This is a genomic window from Streptomyces sp. 6N223 (assembly GCF_052246635.1).
Taxonomy (GTDB): Bacteria; Actinomycetota; Actinomycetes; order Streptomycetales; family Streptomycetaceae; genus Streptomyces.
The window spans coordinates 1-24,877 of record NZ_JBQQCA010000082.1; the positions used below are offsets into that span (position 1 = coordinate 1).

The following is a 24,877-nucleotide window of genomic DNA, read 5'->3' on the forward strand; positions in this document are numbered from 1 at the left end:
CGGACCCCCGGCCGCCCACACCCCGGCACCCCACCCGGGGTTGAGTAGGGCGGGGGTGGGGGTGGCGGTCGCGTGGCCTACGTGCCGCGAGGCGTGAGGTGGGCGTACGCGACGATGTTGGAGTCGTAGCCGCCGTCGGCGGTCCACGCGCCGCCGCAGGTGATGAGGCGTAGCTGCGGGGTGTCGACCGCGCCGTAGACCCGCAGGTCGGGGAAGTCCGTCTTCGGGTACTGCTCGACGGAGTCCACGGCGAAGACGGCGGTGGTGCCGTCCACCCGGTCGATCTCGATCGTCTCGCCCGGCCGGAGCTGGCCCAGGCCCGAGAACGCCGCCGGGCCGTCGTAGGTGTCGAGGTGGCCGACGAGGATCGCGGCGCCGCTCTCGCCCGGCGAGACGCCGCCCGCGTACCAGGCGGCGCGCATGGCGTCCGCCTCCGAAGGGGTGGGCGGCCCGCCGTCGGGGGAGAGGTCGGCGCCGATGACCTCGGCGTCGGTGCCCAGCTGCGGGATGCGGATGCGCACCGGAACCGAGCGCGACAGGGGCGCGGCGACCACCGACGGCGGCTGCCCTGCGGATATCGGGTCGAGGCCCGCAGTGGACCCGGAGTTGGGTGCGGCGGCGGGGGCGTCCACCGCGCCGGGGCGCGAGACGCCCTCCGCGATGCTGCTGGAGGCGCGCGCCTCGCGTACGCCGTCCTGGCCGCCGGGCCCGTAGATCGCGGCGAGCAGGCCCACGGTGGCGGCCGCCAGCACGGCCGCCACCTCCAGGCGGCGGCTGCGGACGGCCATCCGCTGCTGCCGGTTCCGCGAGCTGGGCGAGGCGCCGTTCGGGGCGTGACTGAGGGGCTGGAACGGCGCGACGGCGTGACGGCGGCAGGTGGCGGCGCACCGCCGCACGGCGCGGCCCGCACGCACCGCCGACCGCACCGCCGCCCGCCTCACGGCCCGGATGGCCCGCCGCACCGTCCGCACCGCCCGGGCCACCGCGGCGACGACCGCCCTGACCAGGCGGACCGGCGGCCGCACCAGGGCCAGGATCAGGCGCCGGAGAGGGGGCACCGGGTTGAGCCGGGCGAAGAACGCCGCGAGGCCCTTCAGGGCCGCGCGGGCCGCCCGGCGCAGGCGGCGTTTCCCGCGTCGCCGAGTCTCCTCAGACACGCTTGAGCCCCTCTTAGTAGTGCTGGCCGGCGGAGCGGCGGCGCCGGGCGAGGAAGGCGTACCCGACCGCGCCCGCGATCGCCACGCCGCCGCCCACGGCCAGCGCCGTGGCCTGCGAGTCGCTCTCGCCGCCGGCCGTGGTCTGGCCGCCGAAGCCCGCGGAGGCGCCGCCGGTCGGGGTGGCCGAGGTGAAGGTGAAGTTGGTCGACAGGACGGTGTCGTTGTCGTTGGCGCAGGTGACGGTGACGGGGTAGGCGCGGCCGACCTCCAGGCCGCTCCTGATGGTGCCGGTGCCGACCCACGTCCCGTCGCCGCGCGCGCTGAGGGCGATGCTCGCCTCGAACGCGTCCGACCGGGCCGGGGTGGCGGGCTGGCAGCTGACGCGGACGGTCACCGAGGTGCCGGCGCCGCCCGAGCTCGGGGTGACGGTGATCGGGGAGGCGGTCTGCAGCGGCGTGGCCGCGTCGGCGGGCAGGGAGCGGTCCGGCTTGGCCACGGGGAGCTGGGCGGCGGCCGCGGGGGTGGCAAGGCCCAGGGCGAGCAGGGCGGTGGCAGCGGCCACGGCCGTGCGGTGAAGGGGGGTACGCGAGGTGCGCGGGGACTTCATGGGACGGATGACCTCCGGGTCGTCGGCGGCACGCCGTGAGGCGTGACGGGTTGTCACCCATGCCAACAGCGCGTCATCAAACGCGCACCCGGAGTGCGTCCCCGCGGGTGAGCCCGGCCGCCGCCCGGGGGAACGGCGGCGGCCGGGGGTCCAGGGAGCCGTGACCCGTTACTTGCAGTCCAGGTCGCGCCGGCGGAACCCGGCCAGCCCCAGCCAGGTCAGGGCCGCCGCCACCGCGGTCATGACGACCAGCGGCGTCCACTCCATGTCCGCGGCCGGGACCTGCGGCACGTGGCCGAAGGGGGAGAAGTTGGCCAGCGCGTCCGGCATCTCGATCAGCGTGCCCAGGTAGACCACGAAGAAGGAGTACGCCGGGATGGCCCAGGCCGCGGCGGCGAACCGGGGCAGCCAGCCGAAGAGCACCAGCGCGATGGCCCCGGTGACCCACAGCGCGGGCGCGTAGGCCAGCGAGGAGCCCGTCAGCTTCCAGAACAGCTCGCCCTCGCTGGCGGAGAGCGCGCCCGCGAGGCCGAAGCCGAGCCCGGCCAGCAGCGCCACCAGGGTGCCGCCGGCCAGCGACATGGTCAGGTGGCTGCCGACCCAGCGGTCGCGGGAGAGCCCGGTCGCCAGCACCGGCTCGGCCCGGCCGCCGGTCTCCTCCGCGCGGGCCCGCAGCACGGCCAGCACCACGAACGCCGAGGTGATGATGGCGAGGAAGCTCATCAGCGCCGATCCGAACGACTCGGAGACCGAGCCGCTGCCCAGCTCCGCGATGGTCTCCCGCAGCTGCTCGTTGTCCTCGATCATCTCCTCGGCGTCGCCGAGGATTGAGCCGTACATCATGCCGAAGACGAACAGGCCCGCGCCGAAGCCGAACAGCGTGCCGCGCTGGAGGCGGAGCGCGAAGCCCAGCGGGCGGGGGAGCGCTTCGGAGGCGGTGGGGCTGCCGGGCCGGGGCGGCCGCAGGCCGGCGCCCACGTCCCGGCGGCCGCTGAGCGCGAACGCCACGGCCACGGCGACGACCGCCATACCGAGGACGAGCAGCAGCGGCCACCAGCGGTTGTCGACGTAGGCGTAGGTGCGCTGGGTCCAGCCGATCGGCGAGAGCCAGGCGAGCACGTCGCTGCCCGCGTCGCCCGCCGCCCGCAGCACGTACGCCGTGCCGACGACGGCCATGGCCGCGCCGCTCGACCCGCGGGAGAACGGCGTGATCTGCACGGTCACGGCGGCCACGCCCGCGAAGAGGATGCCGATGGCGCCGAGGCCGGCGCTGAACAGCCAGTTGCCGCCGGTGGTCATGCCCTCCAGGCCGAGGCTGCCGAGGCTGCCCGCCATCAGCACGACCAGCAGCAGGTTGGCGATCACGGCCAGCGTCAGCGCGGCGGTGAGGTGGGCGTACCGGCCCACGACGTTGGAGCGCAGCAGCTCGGCGCGGCCGGTCTCCTCCTCGGTCCTGGTGTGCCGCACCACGGTGAAGATGCTCATCATGCCCACGAAGATCGCGAAGAAGCCGATGAGCTGGTGGGCGGACATGGAGCCGTAGTTGTAGTCGCTCAGGTACCGCTCGGGGCCGGAGATCGCCAGCATCGCCGGGCTCCCCAGGGTGTCGGCCAGCTCCGCCCGGTCGGAGGCCTCCGGGTAGGTCGACTCGAAGTTCGAGATCGAGGAGAGGGTCGACAGCCACAGCAGGATGATCCACGCCGGCAGCCGGATCCGGTCACGGCGGATGGCGAACCGCAGCAGCGTGCCGGTCCCGGCCAGGGCGTTGCCGCCGTTCCCCCCGACCGGCGCGGAGGCGACGGGGGCCTTGGTGGTGGCGGTCGTGGTGGTCATCGCTTCGCTCCGGCGTCGCTGGACGGCTCGGCGTTGGCGATGTCGGCGACCTCGGGGCTCACCGGGTGCCCGTTGCCCTGCAGCTCGTCGCCGTAGTGGCGCAGCATCAGCTCCTCCAGCGTCGGCGGGTGGCTGATCAGGCCGCGGATGCCGAACTGGCTCAGGTGGCGAACGGCGGCGTCCAGGTGCCCGCCGTCGACGCTCAGGTGCACCTTGCCGCGCTCGGTGCGCACGTTGTGCACGCCGCTGAGCTCGGCCAGGCCGGTGGCCGGCCGATCCGTCTCGGCCTCGATGGTGGTGCGGGTCAGGTGGCGCATGTCGTCGAGCGTCCCGGACTCCACGACCCGGCCGAGGCGGATGATGCTGATGCGGTCGCAGAGCTTCTCGACCTGCGCCAGGATGTGGCTGGAGAGCAGCACGGTCTTGCCCTCGGCCTTGGCCTGGGTGATGAACTCCTGGAAGACGACCTCCATGAGCGGGTCGAGCCCGGCCGTGGGCTCGTCCAGCAGCAGGAGCTCCGCCCGGGAGGCGAGGGCCGCGATGATGGCGACCTTCTGCCGGTTGCCCTTGGAGTAGGTGCGGCCCTTCTTGCTGGGGTCGAGGTCGAAACGCTCTATGAGCTCGGCCCGGCGGGCGGGGTCCAGGCCGCCGCGCAGCCGGGCGAGCAGGTCGATGGCCTCGCCGCCCGTGAGGTTGGGCCACAGCTCGACATCACCGGGGACGTACGCGAGCCGCTTGTGCAGCTCCACCGCGTCCGTCCAGGGGTCGCCGCCGAGCAAGCGGACGCTGCCGGAATCGGCGCGCAGCAGGCCGAGCAGGACGCGGGTGGTGGTGGACTTCCCGGCGCCGTTGGGCCCCAGGAAGCCGTGCACCTCGCCGGTCTCCACCGTCAGGTCGAGGCCGTCCAGCGCGCGGGTCTGGCCGAAGGTCTTCACCAGGCCCGAGATGGTGATGGCGTCGTTGATTGCCTTGGTCATGTATCGAGCGTACAGTACCTTCAGAAATTCGTGAACCTTAAGAAAGTGTCAATGCTGGGAGGATGGCAGCGTGATAGCTCACGACTCCTCACAGGATCCCCACGGCGCGCTGTCCCCGCAGGCGGCGGCCTTCGTCGAACGCATGGCCGCCGACCTCACGGAAGCGGGCACGCAACGGATGGCGGCGCGCGTCTTCGCCTGCCTGATGATCTCCGAGGAGCCCGGGCTCACATCAGCCCAGCTTGCCCAGCGTCTCCAGGTCTCGCCGGCGGCGGTCTCCGGCGCGGTCCGCTACCTCTCCATGGCGCGCCTGCTGCGCAGGGAGCGGCAGCCGGGCTCGCGGCGCGAGGTCTACCGGCTGCACCACCACGTCTGGTACGAGGCGATCACCATCCGCGAGGAGTTCCTTGAGCGCTGGCGGCAGACCATGAAGGACGGCATGCAGGTCGTCACCCCCGGCTCCCCGGCGTACGAGCGGCTGGCGGAGACCGCGGACTTCCTCGAGTACGTGGCCGGTGAGCTGACCTCCCTCCTGGACCGCTGGCGCGACCAGCGGGAGGACGGCGTGCCCTCAGGGGACGGTGAGACGTAGCGCCTCCGGGCACACCGTCCAGGTGCGGGTGCGCGTCGGGCCCTGCGTCGCCGCGTTGGCGCGATAGCTGAACGCCGGGCCCGAGACCGTGACCGAGGTGGCGCGCGCGGTGACGTCCCCGTCGTTCGGGCTCGGGCGTACCACCACCTCCGCCAGGCCCCCCTCGGCCCGCACCGAGACGCCCGTGACCGGCCGGTCCAGGTCGGCCAGCAGCCGCCCGTCCGCCTCCACCCGCAGCCTCGGCCGCCGCGGCTGCCGCACCGGCCGGCGCACCAGCCACAGCGGCCTGCCCGGCGCCGGGATCCCCAGCGCCCCCAGCACCACCCCGCCGGTGTCGTCCGTCAGCAGGTCCAGGCGCCGGTCCGTGCCGCTGAGCACCGCGCGGGAGGCGGCCACCGCGTCCGTCGGAACCCCCAGCGCGCGGGCCACGGCCACCGACGGCCCGGGCCCCACCGGGACCACCGCCAGCGGGCTGGCGCCCAGCCGCCCGTGGAGGTGCAGCACCCGCACCGCCCGCACCAGTGCACGGTCGTCCCCGATGATCACGACCCGCCGCCCGTGCCCGGCCCGCCGCCCCAGGGCCTGCGCGATCGCCTGCGGCTGGTCCAGCACGCACACCGCGGCGTCCCGCGCGCCCGCGCACAGCACGTCCCTGGCGATCCGCACCGACTCCCCGTCCGTGCGCCGGGCCATGGGGTCGATGACGATGAGCACCTGTTCGCCTCCCCGGTCGCCTGTCCCGTAAGCTCTCTGTGCAAGAGCCCCTGTCGCGATTGCGCCAGGGGTTTCGTCGATCCGGGGCAGCACACTCGTAGCTTCCCCGCTCGAAAGGGGTGTACGCCTGTGCCCGCACTCGTGCTGCTTGGCGCTCAGTGGGGTGACGAAGGCAAGGGAAAGGCCACCGATCTGCTCGGCGGCTCCGTGGACTACGTGGTCCGCTACCAGGGCGGCAACAACGCCGGCCACACCGTCGTCGTCGACGGTGAGAAGTACGCGCTGCACCTGCTGCCCTCCGGCATCCTCTCCCCCGGATGCACCCCCGTCATCGGCAACGGCGTGGTCGTCGACCTGACGGTCCTCTTCGCCGAGCTGGAGGGTCTGGCCGCGCGCGGCATCGACACCTCCCGCCTCCTGATCAGCGGCAACGCCCACCTGATCACCCCCTACCACCAGACCCTGGACAAGGTCTCCGAGCGCTTCCTCGGCAAGCGCAAGATCGGCACCACCGGCCGGGGCATCGGGCCCGCCTACGCCGACAAGGTCAACCGCGTCGGCATCCGCGTCCAGGACCTGTTCGACGAGTCGATCCTGCGGCAGAAGGTCGAGGCGGCCCTCGGCTACAAGAACCAGGTCCTCGCCAAGCTCTACAACCGCCGCGCCATCGCCCAGGAGAAGGTGGTCGAGGAGCTGCTGGCGTACGCCGACCGCCTCGCGCCGTACGTCACCGACACCATGCTGGTCCTCAACCAGGCCATCGACGACGGCAAGGTGGTGGTCTTCGAGGGCGGCCAGGGCACGCTGCTCGACGTCGACCACGGCACCTATCCGTTCGTGACCTCCTCCAACCCCACGGCGGGCGGCGCCTGCACCGGCTCGGGCGTGGGCCCGACCCGCATCACCGGCGTGATCGGGATCCTCAAGGCGTACACCACGCGCGTGGGCGCCGGGCCGTTCCCGACCGAGCTGCACGACGCCGACGGCGAGCGGCTGCGCCAGGTCGGCGGCGAGTTCGGCGTCACCACCGGCCGCGAGCGGCGCTGCGGCTGGTTCGACGCGGTCATCGCCCGCTACGCGACCCGCATCAACGGCGTGACCGACTTCTTCCTCACCAAGCTGGACATCCTCACCGGCTTCGAACGCCTCCCGGTCTGCGTGGCGTACGAGATCGAGGGCCGCCGCGTGACGGAGCTGCCGTACAGCCAGAGCGACTTCCACCACGCCAAGCCGGTCTACGAGTACCTGCCGGGCTGGAGCGAGGACATCACCAAGGCCCGCTCCCTCGGCGACCTGCCGGAGAACGCGCGGGCGTACGTCCGCGCCGTCGAGGAGCTGTCCGGGGCCCGGGTCTCCGCCATCGGCGTCGGCCCGGGCCGCGAGGAGACGATCGAGATCCACTCCCTGCTGTGAGAGGCGGGGCCCCGGCGACTACAGCGTCTCCCAGATGGCGGTGAATTCGGGCGTGGTGCCGTCCAGCCGCTGGAAGTCCAGGTCGTAGAAGAAGGTCTCGTCGTTGACACGGGCGGTCACGCGGTAGGCGGGCAGCGGCTCGCATGCGCCGCTGGTCACCTCGGCCGGGGCGTAGATCGCGCGCGGGCCGTCGACCGTGCCGGAGACCATCTCCGCTTCCCAGGTGCAGGCGTCGCTGGTGTAGGTGATGCCCAGCTCGCCCGCGGCGGCGACGGTCTCCGTGGCGATCTCCAGCTGGGTGCCGTCGGTGGTGGTGGCGGTGAAGGTGCCGAGGTGGTCGCTGGGCATGGCGTCCTCGCCGGCGCCGGTCGCCGGCTCCATCACCGCCTGGAGGCCGTCGGCCGGGTTGCTCCACAGCAGCGTGCCGTCGCCCTGGAGCTCCAGCGTCTGCTCGCCGTACGCCGAGCACTCCTGGTCGGAGGGGACGGTGCGGGTGATCGCGCTGCTGATGGTGACCTGGCTGGCGTCGCCGGAGACCAGCTCGCCGGTGCCCATGCACATCACGTCGGCGTAGACGTTCCAGGTGGTGGCGACGGTGCTGCCCGCCGCGCCCTCGGTGATCTCCATGCGGCGGAATATGCCCGCCTCGGTGCCGGCGGTGTCGGTGATCTGGCCCTCCCAGGCGCCGACCATCTCGAAGGGCACGCTGGCGGCCGGGTCGGTTGACGGGTCGGCGGTTGGCTCGTCCGTCGGCTCGCCCGTGGGCTCCCCGGTGGGCTCGCCCGTCGTCGCCGGGTCGCCGGTCGGGTCGTCGGCCTTGTCCTCCGAACCGCCGCCGCCGAGCGCGACGACGGTGATGCCCACGATCACGGCCACGGCGACCACGGCCGCCGCGACGATGACCCACACCTGCTTCCTGTTCCGCCCGTCGCCGTGGCGGCCGCCGTGGCCGCCGCCGGGGGCGCCGGTTCCGGGGGGCGGGACCGCGCCCACCCCGTAGGGGGTGTTGACGGAGGGCGGCGGGGTGCCGCCGTACACCGGCGTCGGCGCGGGCTGGGGGTAGCCGTAGCCGCCGGCGGGCGGGGCGGCGGCCGGGTAGCCGTAGCCTCCGGCCTGCGGCGGCGCCGCCGAGGTCATGGTCTGCGCGGGTGGCGGCGGGCTCGGGGCGGGGCTGGGCGGCGGCGTGCTCGGCGCGAACTGCGTCGGCGTCTGATGCGGCGCCATGCCCTGCGGCGCCATGCCCTGCGGCGCCATGCCCTGCGGCGGCGTCACCGGGGGAGGCGCCGACGGCGGCAGCGGCGTGACCGGCGGCGGCGCGGCGGGCATCGCCGGCGGCGGCTGCATCGTCGGCATCGGCGGCGCCTGCAGCGGGTCCTCGGAGTCCAGCAGCTCGATGGCGTGCCGCCCCAGCGTCGCCACCAGCGCGCCGGGCAGCCACGGCTCGCGCTCGTCCGCGCGCTCCGCCACCTCCGCCGACGGCTCGGTCCAGCGCAGCAGCTGGTCCAGCGTCGGCCGGTGGGCCGGGTTCTGCGCCAGGCAGCTCTCCACCAGCCCGCGGATGCCCTCGGGCACGCCCGTGAGGTCCTTCTCGTCCTGCACGATCGCCAGCATCAACGCCGTCATCGGGCTGTTGGCGTCGCCGAACGGGGTGCGCCCGGTCGCGGCGAAGGTGATCACCGAGCCCAGGCAGAAGATGTCGCTGGCGGCCGTCACCGTCTCGCCCCGGCACTGCTCGGGCGACATGAAGCCGGGGGAGCCGACGGCCGCGCCGGTCCGCGTCAGGCCCTCGTTGGTCTCCAGGGCGCGGGCGATGCCGAAGTCGATGACGCGCGGGCCGTCGATCGTGACCAGCACGTTCGAGGGCTTGAGGTCGCGGTGCACGAGGCCGGCGGCGTGGATGTCGCGCAACGCCCTGACCAGGCCGTTGGCGAGGATCCGCAGGGTGCGCTCGGGCAGGTTGCCGTAGGTGGAGGTGACCACCTCGTGGAGGGAGGGGCCCGCGACGTAGCCGGTGGCGACCCACGGGGTCTCGGCCTCGGTGTCGCCGCCCAGCACCGGCGCGGTGAACTCGCCGCCGATGCGCCGGGCCGCCTCGACCTCCTGCTTGAACCGCTGCCGGAACTCGGGCTGCCGGGCCAGCTCCGGCTGCACCAGCTTCACCGCCACGGTCCGGCCCCGGTCGGAGCGCGCGAGATAGACGCTGCCCATCCCGCCGGCGCCCAGCTTCCCCAGCAGCCTGTACTGGCCTATCCGTTGGGGATCGGTCGGCCCGAGCGGTTTCATGCTGTGTTACTCCTCTTCGCTCCGGTAAGCCTCATGAGAATACGGGCGCCCGTACACACCCGACAGGACAGAGGCCGAACCGTAATCGGTTCCCAGCGGGTCATTCCGGTTGACCCGTGTGCGGAGTTGTGACGTGGCGACAACCCGATCGTTGCCGAACGGCCGTCGGGCCGTCGCGATCAGCCGTTGTCGTCCTGGATCAGGTAGGTGTTCTCCCCGGCCGGGTCGTCGGTCCACTGGATGTAGAGGTTGCCGTCGCTCTCGACATAGACCCAGGCGGTGCCCAGAGGCTCGCAGGTGTCGTCGCTCTCGGCGTCGACGAGGATGTCGGGCGAGATCAGCATCCGCTCCCCGTCCACCTGGGCCAGCTCGTTCTCGGTGACGCAGGTGGTCTCGTCCTGGGTCCACGACCAGCGCAGCATGTTCTCGCCCACCGCGCTCTGCTCGATCGTCATCACGTCGAGCCCGTTCTCCACGTCGTCCGTGGTGTACGCGTCGTACCACTCGCCCACCAGCGTTTCGGGGACGACGGCGTCGCCGCCCTCCCCTGCCGAGACGAGCGTCGTCTGCTGGTCGTTGCTGTTCCACTGGAGGGCGCCGCTCTCCTGGAGCGTCAGGCTCTGGATGCCGCCGTCGGCCCGGCAGTTCTCCTCGATCTCGCCCGCGGGCACGCTGTGCTGGGCGACCTCCGTGAAGTTGAGCTGGTCGTCGAAGGAGGACAGCCGGACGTCGTACACGCACATCGAGTCCATGTACGTCACGGTGGCCTTGCCGATGCTCTCGCCCTCCTGGCCCTGGCTGATCTCGAACCAGAGCGCCTTCCAGCCGGACTGGCCCCGCGAGCCGTACTCGCCCTGCCAGGCGCCGAGGTACTCCTCGGCGACCGGGGTGGTGTCCTCGGGCGGCGGGCCGCTCTGGCCGCCCTCGGGGTCGGTCGGCTCGTCGGAGGCCCCGGCGCGGTCGTCGGGGCGTTCCTCGTCGTCGCCGCCGCTCGCGAGCACCACCGCCGTCACCGCGCCGAGCACCACCAGCGCCCCGGCGATGGCCAGCCCGATCAGCAGGCCGCGGCGTGAGCGCGAGGGCGTGCCGGGCGGCGGGACGGGGGCGTACGGCGAGGGGCCGTAGTGCGGCGTGCCCGGGGGCGGCGGGCCGAAGGAGCCGCCGGTCTGCGGCGTGTACGGGGCGGGCGGGCCGCCGGGCAGCGGCGAGGCGGGGGAGGCGGCGTGCGGCGCGGGGTCCGCCGGGCTGGCGGGCGGGCTGTACGGCGGCGGGCCGCTCGGCGCCGGGCTCGGCGCGGCGGGCTGCGGCTGCGGCGACTGCGGCTGCGGGTGTTGCTGGTGCGCCTGCGCCTGCGGCGTGGCGGGCGCGGGCGCGGGAGGCGAGGCCGGGGAAGACTCCTGGGCCCGCTCCGGCAGCGGCGTCGGCGCGGCCATCGCCTGCGTCGCCGCGCTGACGCCCACCCGCGTCTCGGGGTTCTCCGACTCCAGCAGGGAGATCGCCTCCCGCCCGAGCCGCGCGACGATCTCCGCGGGCAGCCACGGATTCCGGTCCTCGCCGCCGCCCGGCGCCGGGTACGCCAGCAGCTCCGGCATGGGCATCCGCTGCTCCGGCTCCTTCGCCAGGCAGCTCCTGACCAGCCCGCGCAAATCCTCGGGAACGCCCGTCAGATCGGGCTCCTCCTCCACCGTCCGGTACGTCAGCACGTGCTGCCCGGAGTCGAGCGCGCCGAACGGCGTACGCCCGGTCGCGGCGAAGGTCAGCAGCGAGCCGAGGCCGAACACGTCGCTGGCCGGGGTGAGGTTCCGCTCGCCGCTGACCTGCTCGGGGGACATGAAGCCGGGCGAGCCCACCGTGGAGCCGGTGCGGGTGATGCTCTCGCCGGGCGCGGTCTCCAGCGCGCGGGCGATGCCGAAGTCGATGACGCGCGGGCCGTCGATGGTGACCAGGACGTTGGACGGCTTGAGGTCGCGGTGCAGCAGCCCTGCCTCGTGGATCGCCTTCAACGCCTGCGCCAGGCCGCCCGCCAGCAGCCGCACGCTGCGCTCGGGCAGCGGGCCGTGGTCGTTCACGACCTGCCAGAGCGAGGGCCCGGCGATGTAGCCGGTGGCCACCCAGGGAGTCTCCGCCTCCGTGTCGGCGTCGAGCACCGGCGCGGTCCACTCACCGCCGACCCGCCGGGCCGCGGTGATCTCCGCGGCGAAGCGGCGCCGGAAGTCGGCCTCCTGCGCCAGCTCGGGGATGATCGTCTTGACCGCCACCGTCCTGGCGCGGTCGGAGCGGGCCAGGTAGACGGTGCCCATGCCGCCCGCGCCGAGTCGTGCCAGCAGCCGGTACGGGCCTATGCGGCGCGGGTCTTGAGCCGTGAGCGGTTCCATGAGAGCGGTTCCCCCCGGTTTCAGCGTTGCCGAGTCATGAGTCGTGAGGTCGCGAATCCCTGCGGGCCGCGGCGCGTCCCGAGAATAGAACGCGGCTCAACCAGGGGACCACGGCCGTCGGGGGAGGGGTCCCGAACCCGCCGGTCACCCCTCCCCGCCGGGATCAGAGCGGCCCGCGGACCACGTACGTGTTGTCCCCGGCCGGGTCGTTGGTCCACTGGAAGTAGAGGTTGCCGTCGGCCTCGACGGTGACCCAGACGCTGCCCAGCGGCTCGCAGGTGTCGTCGCTCTCGGCGGTCACCAGGATGTCGGGCGAGAGCAGCATCCGGTCCGAGCCCACGTGGGCGAGCTGGTTCTCGGTGACGCAGGTGACGTCGTCCTGGGTCCACGACCAGCGCAGCACGTTCTCGCCGATCGCGCCTTCGGTGACGGAGACCTCGTCGAGGCCGTTCGTCACCTCGTCCGTGGAGTAGGAGTCGTACCACTCGCCGACGAACTCGTCCGGCACGGCGGCGTCCCCGCCCTCCGCCGAGGAGAGGGTCGCCTCCTGGTCGCCGCTGGTCCACTGCAGGCTGCCGTCTGCCAGCTTCAGCGACTGCACGGTGCCGTCGGCCCGGCAGTTCTGCGAGACCTCGTCCTCGGGGACGCTGTGGTCGGCGACCTCGGTGAAGTTGAGCTGGTTATCGAAGGATTCGAGCCGCACGTCGTAGACGCACATCGAGTCCAGGTAGGTGACGGTCGCCTTGCCGACGCTCTCGCCCGTCTTGCCCTGGTGGATCTCGAACCACAGCGCCTTCCAGCCGCTCTCGCCCTGGGTGCCGTACTCGCCCTGCCAGGCGCCGATGTAGCCGTCCCCGATCGGGGTGGTGTCCACGGGCTCGGTCGTCTCCCCGCCTTCGGTCTTGTCCCCGTCGCCGCCGCCACCGCCGCCCGAGAGGGCCACCGCGGCGACGACGCCGATGATCGCCATGACCGCGACGACCGCGACGAGCACCATCATGTTGTTGCGGGGGCGCCCGGGCCGGCCGCCGCCGGGCGTCGGCGTGGGCGCGGGCGTGCCGGGCGCGCCGCCGTAGGGCGACGGGGACGGGGAGGCGGCGTACGGCGAGGGCACGGGCGGCGGCACCGGCGTGCCGTACCCGCCGGGTCCGGGAGCGCCGGGTCCGGGGGGCGGCGTCTGCTGCTGCGGGCCCGGGTAGCCGTACGCCCCCTGGGGCGCCGGGGTCTGCGGCGCGCCGTAGGGAGCGGTGGGCTGGGCGTACGCCGGGGAGCCGTGCTGCGACGACGGCGGCGGGGGGGAGTGCTGGGCGTTCGTGCCCGGTTGCGAGTTGCCCGCCAGCGGGGCGTTCACGCGGGGGATGGACGCGGTCTCCGGGCTCTCGGAGTCCAGCAGCGACACGGCCTCCCGGCCGAGCTGCGCCACGACGGCGCCCGGCAGCCACGGCTCGCCGTCCGACTCGGCCGCGCCGCCGCTGGGCGCCGGGTAGTAGCTCAGCAGCTGGTCGATGCCGGGCCGCTGCTCCGGCTCCTTCGCCAGGCACGCGGCAATCAGCTGGTACAGCCCGTCCGGTATGCCCGTCAGGTCGGGCGTCTCCTCCGCGATCCGGAACATCAGGATGTGCATGCCGGAGTCGAGCGAGCCGAACGGCGTGCGCCCGGTGGCGGCGAAGGCCAGCACGGAGCCGAGGCAGAACACGTCGCTGGCGGGGGTGAGGTGCTGGCCGCGCACCTGCTCGGGGGACATGAAACCGGGCGAGCCGACGGTGGCGCCGGTGCGGGTCAGGCCCTCTCCCGGCATGGTCTCCATGGCGCGGGCGATGCCGAAGTCGATGACGCGCGGGCCGTCGATGGTGACCAGGACGTTGGACGGCTTGAGGTCGCGGTGGACCAGCCCGGCGCCGTGGATCGCCTTCAGCGCCTGCACGAGGCCGCCTGCCAGCAGCAGCACGCTGCGCTCCGGGAGCGGCCCGTGGTCGTGGTCGACGACCTGGTGGAGGGAGGGCCCGGCGATGTAACCGGTGGCGTACCAGGGGGTGGTGGCCTGGGTGTCGGCGTCGAGCACGGGCGCGGTCCATTGGCCGCCGACCCGCTGTGCCGCGGTGATCTCCGCCGCGAAGCGGGCCCGGAAGTCGGGCTGTTGGGCCAGCTCGCCGATGATGGTCTTCACCGCGACGGTGCGGCCCCGGTCGGAGCGGGCCAGGTAGACGGTGCCCATGCCGCCCTCGCCAAGGCGTGCCAGGAGCCGGTACGGGCCTATCCGGTGCGGGTCCTGGGGCGTGAGCGGTTCCATATGGGCTGTACTCCCCCGTTTCGGTCGTTGTCCGAGTGCAGACGCACTGAGCATAGGGGTCGGTTCCCACAGCGGCGCAGGCGGCTCCGGAGCGGCGGCTCCGGAGCGGCGGCTGTGGAGCGGCGGCTGTGGAGCGGCGCTACGGCACCGTGATCACGCTGCCGTCTTCGGTGCTCGCGGACATGAGGCCGTCGGCTTCGGACCACCACCACGAGCTGACCGTAATGGGGCAGTTGGTGCCGGTGAAGGGGGAGACCAGAATCCTTTCGTCCTCGGTCTGGGCGAGCCGGCCGTTGCAGGTGATCTGGGTGTTGCTGATGGTGACCACGTAGTCGTCCACGGCTCCCTGGGTGAACGAGAAGCTGTTGCTCTCGAAGGTGTAGCTCGTCCCGGCCAGGGTGTCGGGCACGGCGGCGTCGCCGCCCTCGGCGCTCGACAGCGTGGCCTGCTGGTCCCCGTTCGTCCACCGCATGAGGCCGTCGGTCAGCTTCAGGGACTGGACGGTGTCGTCGTCGCGGCAGATCCGGGACACCTCCTCCTCGGGGACGCTGTGGTCGGCGGTCTCGGTGAAGTTCAGCTGGCCGTCGAAGGAGTCGAGTTGGATGTCGTAGACGCACATCGTGTCGATGTAGGTCACGGTGGCCGTGCCGACGCTCTCGCCCTCCTGGCCCTGGTGGATCTCGAACCACAGCGCCCTCCACTCGGGCTGGTGCTCCGCGCCGTACTCGCCCTGCCAGGCGCCGATGTAGCCGTCGCCGATCGGGGTGGTGTCCTCGGTCGGATCGGCCCGCCTGTCATCGGTCTCGCCGTCGCCCCCCGGGCCTCCGCTCGTCTGGCCTTCGCCTTCGCCGTCGCCTCCGCCTCTGCCTCCGCCGGAGAGGGTGACCGCCGCGACGACGGAGATCGCCGCGAGCACCGCCGCGGACGCGAGCGCGGTGGGGAGCCACCTGGCGCGTGGGCGTCGCCGTGGGCCCGGCCGGCCCGGTGCGCCCGGTGCGCCCGGTGCGCCCGGTGGCGGGACGGCCGGTACGCCGGTGAAGGACGACGGGGGCGCGGCGGCGTACGGCCCGGGCGGAGCGGGCGCCGGGGACGCCGCGGGCCGCGAGGGCCCGGCGGGCGGCTGGTGCGTGGCCGGCTCCTGCTCGCTGTTGAGGAGCCTGATGGCGTGCTCGGCCAGCCGCTCCAGCACCTCGGCGGGCAGCCAGGAGCCCTGGCGGAGAGCGTCCGGGTGGGTGCGTTCCAGCAACTCGTCCACGGTCGGGCGGCGAGCGGGGTCCTTGCGCAGGCAGTCCTCGATCAGCTCGCGCAGCCCGTCGGGCGCGGCGGAGAGGTCGGGCTCCTCCTCCAGGATCCGGAACATGACCGCGTGCGCGCCGCTGTCGCCGTGACCGAACGGCAGCTGGCCGGTGGCGGCGTAGGCCAGCACCGCGCCCAGGCTGAAGACGTCGCTGGGCTCCCGCGTCCCCCGGCCGCGCACCTGCTCGGGGGACATGAAGCCGGGCGAGCCGATCGCCGAGCCGGGGTTGGTGATCCCCTCGCCGGTGACGGCGTCCAGGGCGCGGGCGATGCCGAAGTCGATGACGCGGGGGCCGTCCGTGGCGAGGATGATGTTCGACGGCTTGAGGTCGCGGTGGATCAGGCCGGTCGCGTGGATGTCGCGCAGGGCCCGGACCAGCGCCGCGGCCAGGAAGCGCAGCGAGCGCTCGGGCAGCGCCCCGTAGTCCTCGGCCACCACTTGCCGCAGCGTGGGCCCGGCGATGTAGGCGGTGGCGACCCAGGGCGTCTCCGCCTCGGGGTCGGCGTCGAGGACGGCGGCGGTCCACCGGCCGCCGACGCGGCGGGCGGCTTCGATCTCGTGGGCGAAACGCCGCCGGAAGTCCGGCTGGTTGGCGAGGGCGGGCTGGATGGTCTTCACCGCGACGACGCGGCCCCGGTCCGAGCGCGCGGCGTACACCCGGCCCATCCCGCCCCCGCCGAGCCTGCCTAATAAGCGGTACGTGCCGATCGAGCGTGGGTCTTCGGAGCGCAGAGACTGCATCGGAGGTGTCCTCCCCCAGCCGGAAATGTGGTCACACCCGGTTACATCCCCTCGCAGAATAGTGGCCCCTTGCAGGTCATCGGGAGCGGGCAAGGCGTCCTGAAACGGTCACAGGTCCGCTACGGCTCGCAGCGCCTACCGCGTGAGGGAGCCGTCGAGCCCGTCGAACCCTTCGTGGCCTTCGCGACCTCCGGGGCTTTCGAGGCCGTCCAGCGCCTGCGACAGGCGCGTGAGCGCGTCGAGAACCTCGGCGAACGCCCGCTCGCCGCCCAGGGCCCGGCTCAGCCGGGCGGCGAACTCGCGGTGCCCGGGGTCGATCCGCTCGATCGCGGCGCGCCCGTCGGGCGTCGGTGTGAGCAGCTTCGCCCTGCGGTGGGCGGGGTTCGGCAGGTACGCCGCGAGGCCGCGCTCCACCAGCAGGTCGGCGACGCGCTGCACGCTCTGCCGCGTGATGCCCATGACCCGCGCGATCCCGGCCACCGGCATCGGCTCGCGCAGCACCGCGCCGAGCACCTGCCACCACGCCGCCGTCAGCCCGGCGGGGGCGGCCAGCCCCTCGGCGACGGACAGGAACTGCCCGTTGAGCCGGAAGACGGTCAGCGCGGCCCCGGACAGCAGCGCCTGCTCGCCGCGCTCGCTCACCGCGCGGGCCCGGCCGCGGCCACCGTCTCGTACGCGGCGACGTCGGAGTGGGCGTACAGGCGGAACCAGGCGTCGAGGACGTCGGGCTCGTACGCCCCGAGGCGGGCGAGGATCTCGCGGGCGAACGCCTCGGGCTCCGTCGGCCCTGCCGTGATCACGCCGCGGTCGGTGACGGCGTCGGCCTCGCGGTAGCGGTGGCCGCCGGCGTAGCCGCTCATCGCCAGGTACTCGGGCACGGCGCTGGTGTGGGCGCGGTCGTCGAGCAGTCCCTCCTTGGCCAGCCCGAGCGTCGCGCCGCAGATCGCCGCGACCGGCACGCAGGCGTCGAGGAACGCCCGCGCGGCGCGGGCGAAGGGCGCCAGCTCCTCGCCGGCCGCCCACTGGTCGGCGCCGGGCAGGATCAGCATCGCGCTGCCGGCGGGGCGCAGCTCGTCGAGGGCGAGCCCGGGCAGCACGCGCAGCCCTCCCTTGGTGGTGACGGGCTCGCGGCTCGCGCCGACGGCGACGACCTCGAAGCCCCGGTCGCGGAGGGTGGCGATGGCGTGGCCCGCCTCCCAGTCGGCGAGCGTGTCGTAGACGGCGAGGTGGACGGTGCGGGGCGCGGTCGGTGCCGCTTCTGCTGCTTCTGCTGCGTTTTTCGTCTGCTTGGCATCCATGACAGCATCCTGTCACGACGACAGCTTGCTGTCAAGATTGCCGCGTGAATGTAGGCTGGCAGCCGTGATTCAACGGAGCACCCTGCGGGAGCAGCTCGCCGACGCGCTGCGGGAAGAGATCCTGGCGGGGCGGCTGGCGCCGGGCGGCGAGTTCACCGTGCGGGAGATCGCCGAGCAGTACGGCGTCTCGGCGACCCCGGTCCGCGAGGCGCTGGTGGATCTCTCCGCGCAGGGACTGCTGGAGATCGAGCAGCACCGAGGCTTCAGAATCAGGCAGTACACGCTGATCGACTTCCGTCACATGGTCGACGCCCAGACCCTGGTCACCAAGGGCATCCTGCGCCACGAGCCGGCCCTGACCCTGCCCGGCGCCCGGCCCGAGGCGTTCACCTCCATACGCCGCCGCGCCGCCGCCGCGCACCAGGCGGCGCTCGCCGGCGACCTCGACGTGCTGATCACCTACGACCTGCGCTTCTGGCGCGAGCTGGAGGCGTTGCTCGGCAACCCCCACATCAGCGAGTTCCTCGACCGGCTGCGGGTGCGCTGCTGGGCGTTCACCGTGCCGCAGCTGCGCCGGCTGAGCCGGGAGGGCCTCACCGGCCGGCTGTGGGCGGGCCACCCGGAGCTGGCCGAAGCCGTCGAGCGGCGCGACCGGGAGGAGACCGAGCGACTGCTGCGCGAACGCCGCGCCCACTCCCTCGCGCTGGCCGCGGAACTCTCCGATGCCTGAGCCGGACAGGACAGCCTCTACCCTGTCCCTGCTCCCGTAGAGACCGCGTCCCTACCACCGAGAGTGAGCCCTCCGTGGCCTGTGACCTGTGGCTCGTCCCGCTTGTCGACGTGCTCTGCCACAGCCCAGACAACCCCTTCGCCGAGGAGTTGGCGACCTACGACCAGGCACTGGCCGAGGCCGGGCTGCCGCCCGTCCCGATCCACGGCTACATCCCGGGCATGTCCGGCCAGGTCGCCCCCGTCGCCGGCTTCGACTACTCGGCCCTGCACCTGCTGCGCCGCGCCTACCTCCTCCAGCTCAGCGGCCTGCCCGTCACCCCGGCGGACGAGCTGGACGGCGACTACCAGCAGCTCCTGGAGATGTTCGAGACGGCCGCACAACAGGCCCACCTGGTCTGGCACTTCGACCACGCCGGCTGCTACGTGCCGCTCGACTTCGCCTACCCCCTGGTCAACGAGAAGCTGCTGGCCGGCGGCGGGCCGCTCGGCTCCAGCCACGGCCTGCTGCGCGAGCTGGAGGCCGTCGCCCCGGTGCTCGGCATCGACCCCGCCACCCCGCCGCCCGCCCCCGCGCCGCCGACCCGCCCCACGCGCCTGGAGGAGCCCGCCGCGGCGGCCGCGTACGGCGCGGGGCCCTTCGCGCGCGAACGCCACGTCTGGCTCGGCCTCCACGCCGCGGCGACGCGCAGCCTGGCGCAGGGCGCGATGATCGTCTTCAGCTGACGCCGTCTCCCGCGTCCCGCCCCCGGGCGGGATGAGTAGTCTTGCCCCCTGTGCGAGTCCTTGTGATCGGCAGCGGCGCCCGCGAACACGCCCTGTGCCACGCCCTCTCCCGCGACCCCGACGTCACCGCGCTGCACTGCGCGCCCGGCAACGCCGGGATCGCCGACGTGGCCCAGCCACACCCCGTCGACGCCGCCGACGGCCCCGCCGTCGCCGAGCTCGCCGCCCGGCTCGCGGCCGGGCTCGTCGTCATCGGCCCGGAGGCGCCGCTCGTGGCCGGGGTCGCCGACGCCGTGCGCGCGGCGGGCATCCCCTGCTTCGGGCCCTCCGCCGAGGCCGCGCGCCTGGAGGGCAGCAAGGCGTTCGCCAAGGAGGTGATGGCCGCCGCCCAGGTGCCCACCGGCCGCTCCTACCTGTGCACCACGCCGGAGGAGGCCGAGGACGCGCTCGACGCCTTCGGCCCGCCGTACGTGGTGAAGGACGACGGCCTGGCGGCGGGCAAGGGCGTCGTCGTCACCGAGGACCTGGACCGCGCCCGCGCGCACGCCGCGGCCTGCGACCGGGTGGTGATCGAGGAGTTCCTCGACGGGCCCGAGGTCTCGCTCTTCGCCGTCACCGACGGCGAGACCGTCGTGCCGCTCCAGCCCGCCCAGGACTTCAAGCGCGCCCACGACGGCGACCGGGGCCCCAACACCGGCGGCATGGGGGCGTACTCCCCGCTCCCGTGGGCCGACCCCAAGCTCGCCGACGAGGTGGTGGCGACCGTCGTGCAGCCCACCATCGACGAGATGCGGCGGCGGGGCACGCCCTTCGCCGGGCTGCTGTACGCCGGGCTGGCGCTGACGACGCGGGGCGTGCGGGTGGTGGAGTTCAACGCCCGCTTCGGCGACCCGGAGACCCAGGCGGTGCTGGCCCGGCTGCGCACGCCGCTGGCCGGGCTGCTGCACGCGGCGGCCACCGGCGGGCTGGCCGCGTTCCCGCCGCTGCGGTGGAGCCGGGACGCGGCGGTGACCGTGGTGGTCGCCGCCCACGGCTACCCGGCCGCGCCGCGCACCGGCGACCCGATCGAGGGCCTGGAGGAGGTGGCCGCGGAGGACGCTCCGCGGGCCTACGTGCTGCACGCCGGCACGCGCCGGGACGCCGAGGGGCGCGTGGTGAGCGCGGGCGGGCGCGTGCTGTCGGTCACCGCGACCGGCCCCGACCTGGCGGCGGCCAGGAAACGCGCCTACCGCGCCGTCTCCCGCATCCGCCTCGACGGCTCCCACCACCGCACCGACATCGCGGCCGCGGCGGCCGCCGCGGCCGACGACCAGCCACAGGTGGCCGAATAACGCCGCCGACCTCTCCCCAAAGCCCCTCCATCGGGTGATCGATGGGCGGAGAGCCTGACGGACCCGGCACGCCCAACTAGGGTGCGGCGCAGCGTCATCCACCCCTCCGCTACGGCGGCCGGCCCAGCGCGCGTTGCGTTGTCAGTGGCTGGTGCCACAGTGGTGAGCAGTGGCTTTCGCGACGATGGCAGGGCGGAGGGCAGCGGCATGGTGCACCGGCACGACGGCGGACACTCCGCGCGGGATCACGCACTCGCCGTGCTCCGCGTGCGCAACGGCGCGCTGGCGCTCGCCCTGATGCCCGCCGCGCTCGCGGTCGTGCTCTTCGCCGGCGGCGCGCCCCCCGGGCTGCGCTGGCCGGTGGCCGCGCTCGCCGTCCTCACGCTCGCGCTGGCCGCCGCGGTCGCCGTGGTCGTCGCCCGCGCCCACCCGCCGGTCACCCCCACCGTCGCGGTGCCGGAGCACGCCGCCCCCGCCCTGCACGGGCTGATACGCGAGCTGGCCGAGCGGCTCGACGTGCCGCCGCCGGGCGGCGTGGCGCTCACCCCCGACTGCGACAGCTGGCTGGAGGAGCCGCCGGGCCGCCGCCCCCGGGGCGCGCCGGGCCAGGCCGCCCCTGTGCTGGTCATCGGCTCGCCGTTCCTGTGGTGGATGCGGGTCGCGGAGCTGCGCGCCCTGCTCGCGCCGGTCGTCGCCGGGACCGGGCCCTCCGCCCACCCCGACATCGCCGCCGCCCGCCGCGCCGTCCGCGCCTGGGACGCCACCGCGGCGCTCGCCGACGGCCAGCCCGCCGCCCGCCGCCCGCTGCTGCGCCTCGCCGGCCGGGCCTCCCGCGCGATGCTGCGCGCCGCAGGGGCGCACGCGGGGGAGATGGAGCGCGCCGTCGCCGCCGCCGCCTCGGCCCGCGCCCAGACCGTGGACTACGGGCTGCGGATCGTCGCCCAGGAGCAGGTCGGGCTGGCGTACGCGGGCTGGGACCGGCTGCTGACCCGCGTGGCGCTGCCGGCCTGGCGCACCGGCCGCTGGCCGCGCCGCCTGGACGCCGGCGTCGTCTCGGCGCTGACCGAGCTGTCCCGACGCGACCGGCTCGCCGAGGGCTTCGCCTCCCGCCTCGGCGAGCGGCCCGCCTGCGACCTGCTGAAGGAGCCCGGCACGGTCGACGAGGCCATATCCCTGCTGGCCGCCCGCCTCTTCCACGGCATACCCGAGGGCCCGGCCGCCGACTGGGCACCCGTGGACTGGCCGTCGTACCCCGAGGAGGTGGTCGACCGGATATGGCGCGACCGGGCCGCCCGCCTCTTCGCCGCCCTGGACGCGGTGGAGACGCCGACCCTGGCCTGCGCGGTGCAGCGGCTGGCCGAGGCCGCCGACGGCGCCGGGCTCGCGGCGCTCACCGCCCGCCTGGGAGCGGCGGCGGCGCGCGCCGAGACGGCCCACGCCGCCCCCACCGGCGGCGCCGCGGGCGGCGGCGCCCCTTCCCCGGGCCTCGGCGGCCTGGGGGGCGCCCCCATGGCGTTGCCGCTCCAGCAGGCGCGCAGCGGGCACGACCTGCTCGTGGAGCACGTCGCCGCGGCCGTCTGCTGCGCCGCCGCCGACACCACCGGCGCGGCGCCCGGCCTCGACTGGCTCGACGGCCCGGTGCTGCTGACCGGCGGCCGGCGGCGCAGCGACCTGTCGGGCCCGGTCCACAGCCTGGTGGACGACGGCGACCCCGAGCCGCTGCGGGCCTGGCTGGCGGAGGCCGGCGTCCGCTGCGACAAGCCCGTCCGCCTGGTCTGAGTCCCGCGTCCGCGGCACCAACGACCCACCACGTCCAGCCAATTCACAACGAACGGTGACAGACCACGTGCGAGATGTGATGTCCTGGATGGGGGAGATCGCCGTGGGGAGGGGAGCCGAGGAGTGAGCACGGAGCGGATCGGACGGCCGGAAACGCCGGGCCACGGGCACGCGGGACGCTGGGAGTCGGGCCCGCTCACCGACACGTCCCTCGACCCCCGCGGCCAGGGCCCGCTGCCCTGGCTGCGCGGCAGCGAGCACTACTTCTGCCACGCCGGCCAGATCGGTCCGTGGCGCCCCTCGGCCGCGCCCGCCGCCGTGCCCGCCCGGCGCGGGCGGCGCGACGCCACCCGCCCCCCGTCCGGGCCCCGCATAGCCGACGACGTCGCCTGCCAGATCAAGGGGTTCACCCCCGAGGGCGCGGTCGCCCCGGGCGAGCCGATCGACTTCCGCGTCACGGTCTCGCCGCCGCAGGAGTTCACCATCGACGTCTACCGCGTCGGTCACTACGGCGGCGACGGCGCCAGGCTGCTGGTCCGCAGCCCCAAGCTGATGGGCATCCGCCAGCCCGAGCCGCTGCTCGCCGGGCGCACCGTCTCCTGCCACCACTGGTGGCTCTCCTGGCGGCTCCAGGTCCCCGACGACTGGCGGCCCGGCGCGCACGTGGCGGTGCTGACCACCGCCGACGGCCGCTTCCGCTCCCACGTGCCGTTCACCGTCCGCGACGAGCGGCCCGCCGACCTGCTCCTGCTGCTGCCCGACATCACCTGGCAGGCGTACAACCTCTTCCCCGAGGACGGCCGCGCCGGCGCCAGCCTGTACCACGCCTGGGACCCCGACGGCCGCCTGCTGCACGAGCCGGACGCCTCCCGCACCCTCAGCTTCGACCGCCCCTTCGCCGGCGCGGGCCTGCCGCTGCACGCCGGCCACGCCTACGACTTCATCCGCTGGGCCGAGCGGTACGGGTACGACCTGGCGTACGCCACCGCCCGCGACCTGCACGCCGGCCGCGTGATTCCCTCCCACTACCGCGGGCTGGTCTTCCCCGGCCACGACGAGTACTGGTCGGCCCCGATGCGCCGCGCCGCCGAGCGCGCCCGCGACGGCGGCACCTCCCTGGTCTTCCTCTCCGCCAACACCATGTACTGGCGCGTCACCCTGTCCCCCCTGCCCTCCGGCGACCCCGACCGGCTGCTGTGCTGCCGCAAGCGCCAGGGCCCCGGCCGCTCCCTCCTCTGGCGCGAGCAGGGCGAGCCCGAACAACTGCTCCTCGGCGTCCAGTACGCCGGGCGGGTGCCGCGCCCCCACCCCCTGGTGGTGCGCAACGCCGGCCACTGGCTGTGGGAGGCCACCGGCGCCCGCGAGGGCGACGAGCTGCCCGGCCTCGTCACCGGCGAGGCCGACCGGTACTACCCGCGCACCCCGCTGCCGGCGTACGACAGCCGCATCCTGCTCGCCCACTCCCCCTACCGCGACGCCTCCGGCGCCCGCCGCCACCAGGAGACCTCGCTCTACCAGGCCCCCAGCGGCGCCTGGGTCTTCGCCTCCGGCACCTTCGCCTGGTCCCCGGCCCTGTCCCGCCCCGGCCACACCGACCCGCGCGTGCAGCGGGCCACCGCCAATCTCCTCGACCGCATCTGCAAACGCGACTGACCCGCACGCCGGGCCGCCGGCTCTCTGCGGGAGAATGGAACCGACCCTCACTTGCCCCTCACGTTGCCAGGAGGCGCTGTGCCAGGATTCGTCGAGACGCCCAAGCCCGTTGAGGTGCCCGGCCTTGTGCATCTGCACACAGGGAAGGTGCGCGACCTCTACAGGACCGAGGCGGGCGACCTCGTGGTGGTCGCCAGCGACCGGATCTCCGCGTTCGACTGGGTGCTGACCACGGAGATTCCCGACAAGGGCCGGATTCTCACGAGGCTGTCCCTGTGGTGGTTCGACCAGCTCGCCGACCTCGTCGACAACCACGTGCTGTCCACCGACCTCCCGCCGGGCGCGCCCGCCGCGTGGGAGGGGCGCACCATGACCGTCCGCGCGCTGCGGATGATCCCCGTCGAGGCCGTCGCCCGCGGGTACCTGACCGGCTCCGGCCTGGAGGAGTACGAGCGCGACCGCACCGTCTGCGGCGTCGCCCTCCCCGAGGGTCTCCAGGACGGCTCCGAGCTGCCCGCCCCCATCTTCACCCCGGCCACCAAGGCCGCCGTCGGCGACCACGACGAGAACGTCAGCTACGAGGAGGTCGCCCGCCTCGTCGGCCCCGACACCGCCGCCCAGCTGCGGCAGGCCACCCTCGCCGCGTACGCCCGCGCCCGCGACATCGCCCGGGACCGGGGCATCATCCTCGCCGACACCAAGTTCGAGTTCGGCCGCGCCGGCGACGGCGGCCCGGACGACCCGCTGATCCTCGCCGACGAGGTCCTCACCCCGGACTCCTCGCGGTTCTGGCGCAAGAGCGAGTGGCAGCCAGGGCGGCGCCAGAAGCCCTACGACAAGCAGCTCATCCGCGACTGGCTCGCCTCCCCGGCCTCCGGCTGGGACCGCCACGGCGACACCCCGCCGCCCCCGCTCCCCGACGAGGTGGTGGAGCGCACGCGCGACCGCTACGCGGAGGCGTACCGCATGCTGACCGGCCTCCCCTGGGACTGAGTCCCGCGGGCATGCCCACCCGCCCCAGCCACCCCCGGGTGGGGTGCCGGGGCGTGGGCGGCAACCGGGGGTCCGGGGGCGAAGCCCCC

General features: G+C 74.4%; 19 protein-coding genes. 8 read left to right on the forward strand and 11 right to left on the reverse strand.

The genetic code is table 11. The features are described from left to right. Window positions 1–77: 77 nt before the first annotated feature. The 4 genes from ACTWQH_RS30995 to ACTWQH_RS31010 all read right to left on the reverse strand — a co-directional run bounded on the left by ACTWQH_RS30995 (window position 78) and on the right by ACTWQH_RS31010 (window position 4,562). Window positions 78–1,157, reverse strand: a complete 1,080-nt coding sequence (locus ACTWQH_RS30995) for a class F sortase (protein WP_443290132.1) — start codon at window positions 1,155–1,157, stop codon at window positions 78–80. A gap of 13 nt (window positions 1,158–1,170) precedes the next feature. After that, window positions 1,171–1,764 (reverse strand): hypothetical protein, encoded by a 594-nt coding sequence (locus tag ACTWQH_RS31000; RefSeq protein ID WP_443290133.1) that lies wholly within the window; start codon window positions 1,762–1,764, stop codon window positions 1,171–1,173. 168 nt (window positions 1,765–1,932) lie between these two features. Further along, window positions 1,933–3,597 (reverse strand): ABC transporter permease, encoded by a 1,665-nt coding sequence (locus ACTWQH_RS31005; protein ID WP_443290134.1) that lies wholly within the window; start codon window positions 3,595–3,597, stop codon window positions 1,933–1,935. Further along, entirely contained in the window at window positions 3,594–4,562 is a 969-nt protein-coding gene (locus tag ACTWQH_RS31010) for an ABC transporter ATP-binding protein (protein ID WP_443290148.1), read from the reverse strand. The genes ACTWQH_RS31005 and ACTWQH_RS31010 overlap by 4 nt, the downstream gene beginning before the upstream one ends. A gap of 82 nt (window positions 4,563–4,644) precedes the next feature. On the opposite strand from ACTWQH_RS31010, the gene ACTWQH_RS31015 reads away from it, so the two are divergent. After that, a complete protein-coding gene (locus ACTWQH_RS31015) occupies window positions 4,645–5,166 on the forward strand; it encodes a GbsR/MarR family transcriptional regulator (RefSeq protein WP_443290135.1) in 522 nt (173 codons plus the stop codon). Here the strand turns inward: ACTWQH_RS31015 and ACTWQH_RS31020 are convergent. Beyond that, entirely contained in the window at window positions 5,146–5,874 is a 729-nt protein-coding gene (locus ACTWQH_RS31020) for a diacylglycerol kinase (protein ID WP_443290149.1), read from the reverse strand. The genes ACTWQH_RS31015 and ACTWQH_RS31020 overlap by 21 nt on opposite strands. A gap of 135 nt (window positions 5,875–6,009) precedes the next feature. On the opposite strand from ACTWQH_RS31020, the gene ACTWQH_RS31025 reads away from it, so the two are divergent. After that, the gene (locus ACTWQH_RS31025; RefSeq protein ID WP_443290136.1) at window positions 6,010–7,293 is read left to right on the forward strand and encodes an adenylosuccinate synthase; all 1,284 of its coding nucleotides are present in this window, start codon (window positions 6,010–6,012) and stop codon (window positions 7,291–7,293) included. An 18-nt stretch (window positions 7,294–7,311) separates the two neighbouring features. On the opposite strand, the gene ACTWQH_RS31030 is transcribed toward ACTWQH_RS31025, so the two are convergent. The 6 genes from ACTWQH_RS31030 to ACTWQH_RS31055 all read right to left on the reverse strand — a co-directional run bounded on the left by ACTWQH_RS31030 (window position 7,312) and on the right by ACTWQH_RS31055 (window position 17,577). Next, window positions 7,312–9,576: a protein kinase domain-containing protein gene (locus ACTWQH_RS31030; protein WP_443290137.1), complete on the reverse strand. Its 2,265-nt coding sequence runs from the start codon at window positions 9,574–9,576 to the stop codon at window positions 7,312–7,314. A 179-nt stretch (window positions 9,577–9,755) separates the two neighbouring features. Next, window positions 9,756–11,951 (reverse strand): serine/threonine protein kinase, encoded by a 2,196-nt coding sequence (locus tag ACTWQH_RS31035; RefSeq protein WP_443290138.1) that lies wholly within the window; start codon window positions 11,949–11,951, stop codon window positions 9,756–9,758. Between the two features lie 163 nt (window positions 11,952–12,114). Next, window positions 12,115–14,241: a serine/threonine-protein kinase gene (locus ACTWQH_RS31040; protein ID WP_443290139.1), complete on the reverse strand. Its 2,127-nt coding sequence runs from the start codon at window positions 14,239–14,241 to the stop codon at window positions 12,115–12,117. A 139-nt stretch (window positions 14,242–14,380) separates the two neighbouring features. Continuing rightward, window positions 14,381–16,279, reverse strand: a complete 1,899-nt coding sequence (locus tag ACTWQH_RS31045) for a serine/threonine protein kinase (protein ID WP_443290140.1) — start codon at window positions 16,277–16,279, stop codon at window positions 14,381–14,383. A 135-nt stretch (window positions 16,280–16,414) separates the two neighbouring features. Beyond that, a complete protein-coding gene (locus tag ACTWQH_RS31050; protein ID WP_443290141.1) occupies window positions 16,415–16,921 on the reverse strand; it encodes a MarR family winged helix-turn-helix transcriptional regulator in 507 nt (168 codons plus the stop codon). Next, complete coding sequence (locus ACTWQH_RS31055) at window positions 16,918–17,577, reverse strand: DJ-1/PfpI family protein (RefSeq protein ID WP_443290142.1); 660 nt, start codon at window positions 17,575–17,577, stop codon at window positions 16,918–16,920. The genes ACTWQH_RS31050 and ACTWQH_RS31055 overlap by 4 nt, the downstream gene beginning before the upstream one ends. A gap of 64 nt (window positions 17,578–17,641) precedes the next feature. On the opposite strand from ACTWQH_RS31055, the gene ACTWQH_RS31060 reads away from it, so the two are divergent. The 6 genes from ACTWQH_RS31060 (at window position 17,642) to ACTWQH_RS31085 (ending at window position 24,788) form a co-directional block, all read left to right on the forward strand. Beyond that, on the forward strand, window positions 17,642–18,307 hold the full coding sequence (locus ACTWQH_RS31060) for a GntR family transcriptional regulator (RefSeq protein ID WP_443290143.1): 666 nt from the start codon (window positions 17,642–17,644) through the stop codon (window positions 18,305–18,307). A 74-nt stretch (window positions 18,308–18,381) separates the two neighbouring features. Beyond that, on the forward strand, window positions 18,382–19,032 hold the full coding sequence (locus ACTWQH_RS31065; RefSeq protein WP_443290144.1) for a hypothetical protein: 651 nt from the start codon (window positions 18,382–18,384) through the stop codon (window positions 19,030–19,032). A 50-nt stretch (window positions 19,033–19,082) separates the two neighbouring features. After that, on the forward strand, window positions 19,083–20,363 hold the full coding sequence (gene purD / locus ACTWQH_RS31070; protein ID WP_443290145.1) for a phosphoribosylamine--glycine ligase: 1,281 nt from the start codon (window positions 19,083–19,085) through the stop codon (window positions 20,361–20,363). 207 nt (window positions 20,364–20,570) lie between these two features. Beyond that, entirely contained in the window at window positions 20,571–22,142 is a 1,572-nt protein-coding gene (locus ACTWQH_RS31075) for a hypothetical protein (protein ID WP_443290150.1), read from the forward strand. A gap of 123 nt (window positions 22,143–22,265) precedes the next feature. Continuing rightward, window positions 22,266–23,795: a N,N-dimethylformamidase beta subunit family domain-containing protein gene (locus ACTWQH_RS31080; RefSeq protein ID WP_443290146.1), complete on the forward strand. Its 1,530-nt coding sequence runs from the start codon at window positions 22,266–22,268 to the stop codon at window positions 23,793–23,795. A gap of 78 nt (window positions 23,796–23,873) precedes the next feature. Beyond that, window positions 23,874–24,788, forward strand: coding sequence for a phosphoribosylaminoimidazolesuccinocarboxamide synthase (locus tag ACTWQH_RS31085; protein WP_443290147.1), 915 nt, complete (start codon window positions 23,874–23,876; stop codon window positions 24,786–24,788). The last annotated feature ends 89 nt before the right edge of the window (window positions 24,789–24,877 follow it).

Excerpts from the sequence above, each read along its gene's own strand:
- ACTWQH_RS31040 (WP_443290139.1), bottom strand. The coding sequence starts at position 14,241 with ATGGAACCGCTCACGCCCCAGGACCCGCACCGGATAGGCCCGTACCGG.
- ACTWQH_RS31005 (WP_443290134.1), bottom strand. The coding sequence starts at position 3,597 with ATGACCACCACGACCGCCACCACCAAGGCCCCCGTCGCCTCCGCGCCG.
- ACTWQH_RS31055 (WP_443290142.1), bottom strand. The coding sequence starts at position 17,577 with ATGGATGCCAAGCAGACGAAAAACGCAGCAGAAGCAGCAGAAGCGGCA.
- ACTWQH_RS31000 (WP_443290133.1), bottom strand. The coding sequence starts at position 1,764 with ATGAAGTCCCCGCGCACCTCGCGTACCCCCCTTCACCGCACGGCCGTG.
- ACTWQH_RS31075 (WP_443290150.1), top strand. The coding sequence starts at position 20,571 with ATGGTGCACCGGCACGACGGCGGACACTCCGCGCGGGATCACGCACTC.
- ACTWQH_RS31030 (WP_443290137.1), bottom strand. The coding sequence starts at position 9,576 with ATGAAACCGCTCGGGCCGACCGATCCCCAACGGATAGGCCAGTACAGG.
- ACTWQH_RS31045 (WP_443290140.1), bottom strand. The coding sequence starts at position 16,279 with ATGCAGTCTCTGCGCTCCGAAGACCCACGCTCGATCGGCACGTACCGC.
- ACTWQH_RS31035 (WP_443290138.1), bottom strand. The coding sequence starts at position 11,951 with ATGGAACCGCTCACGGCTCAAGACCCGCGCCGCATAGGCCCGTACCGG.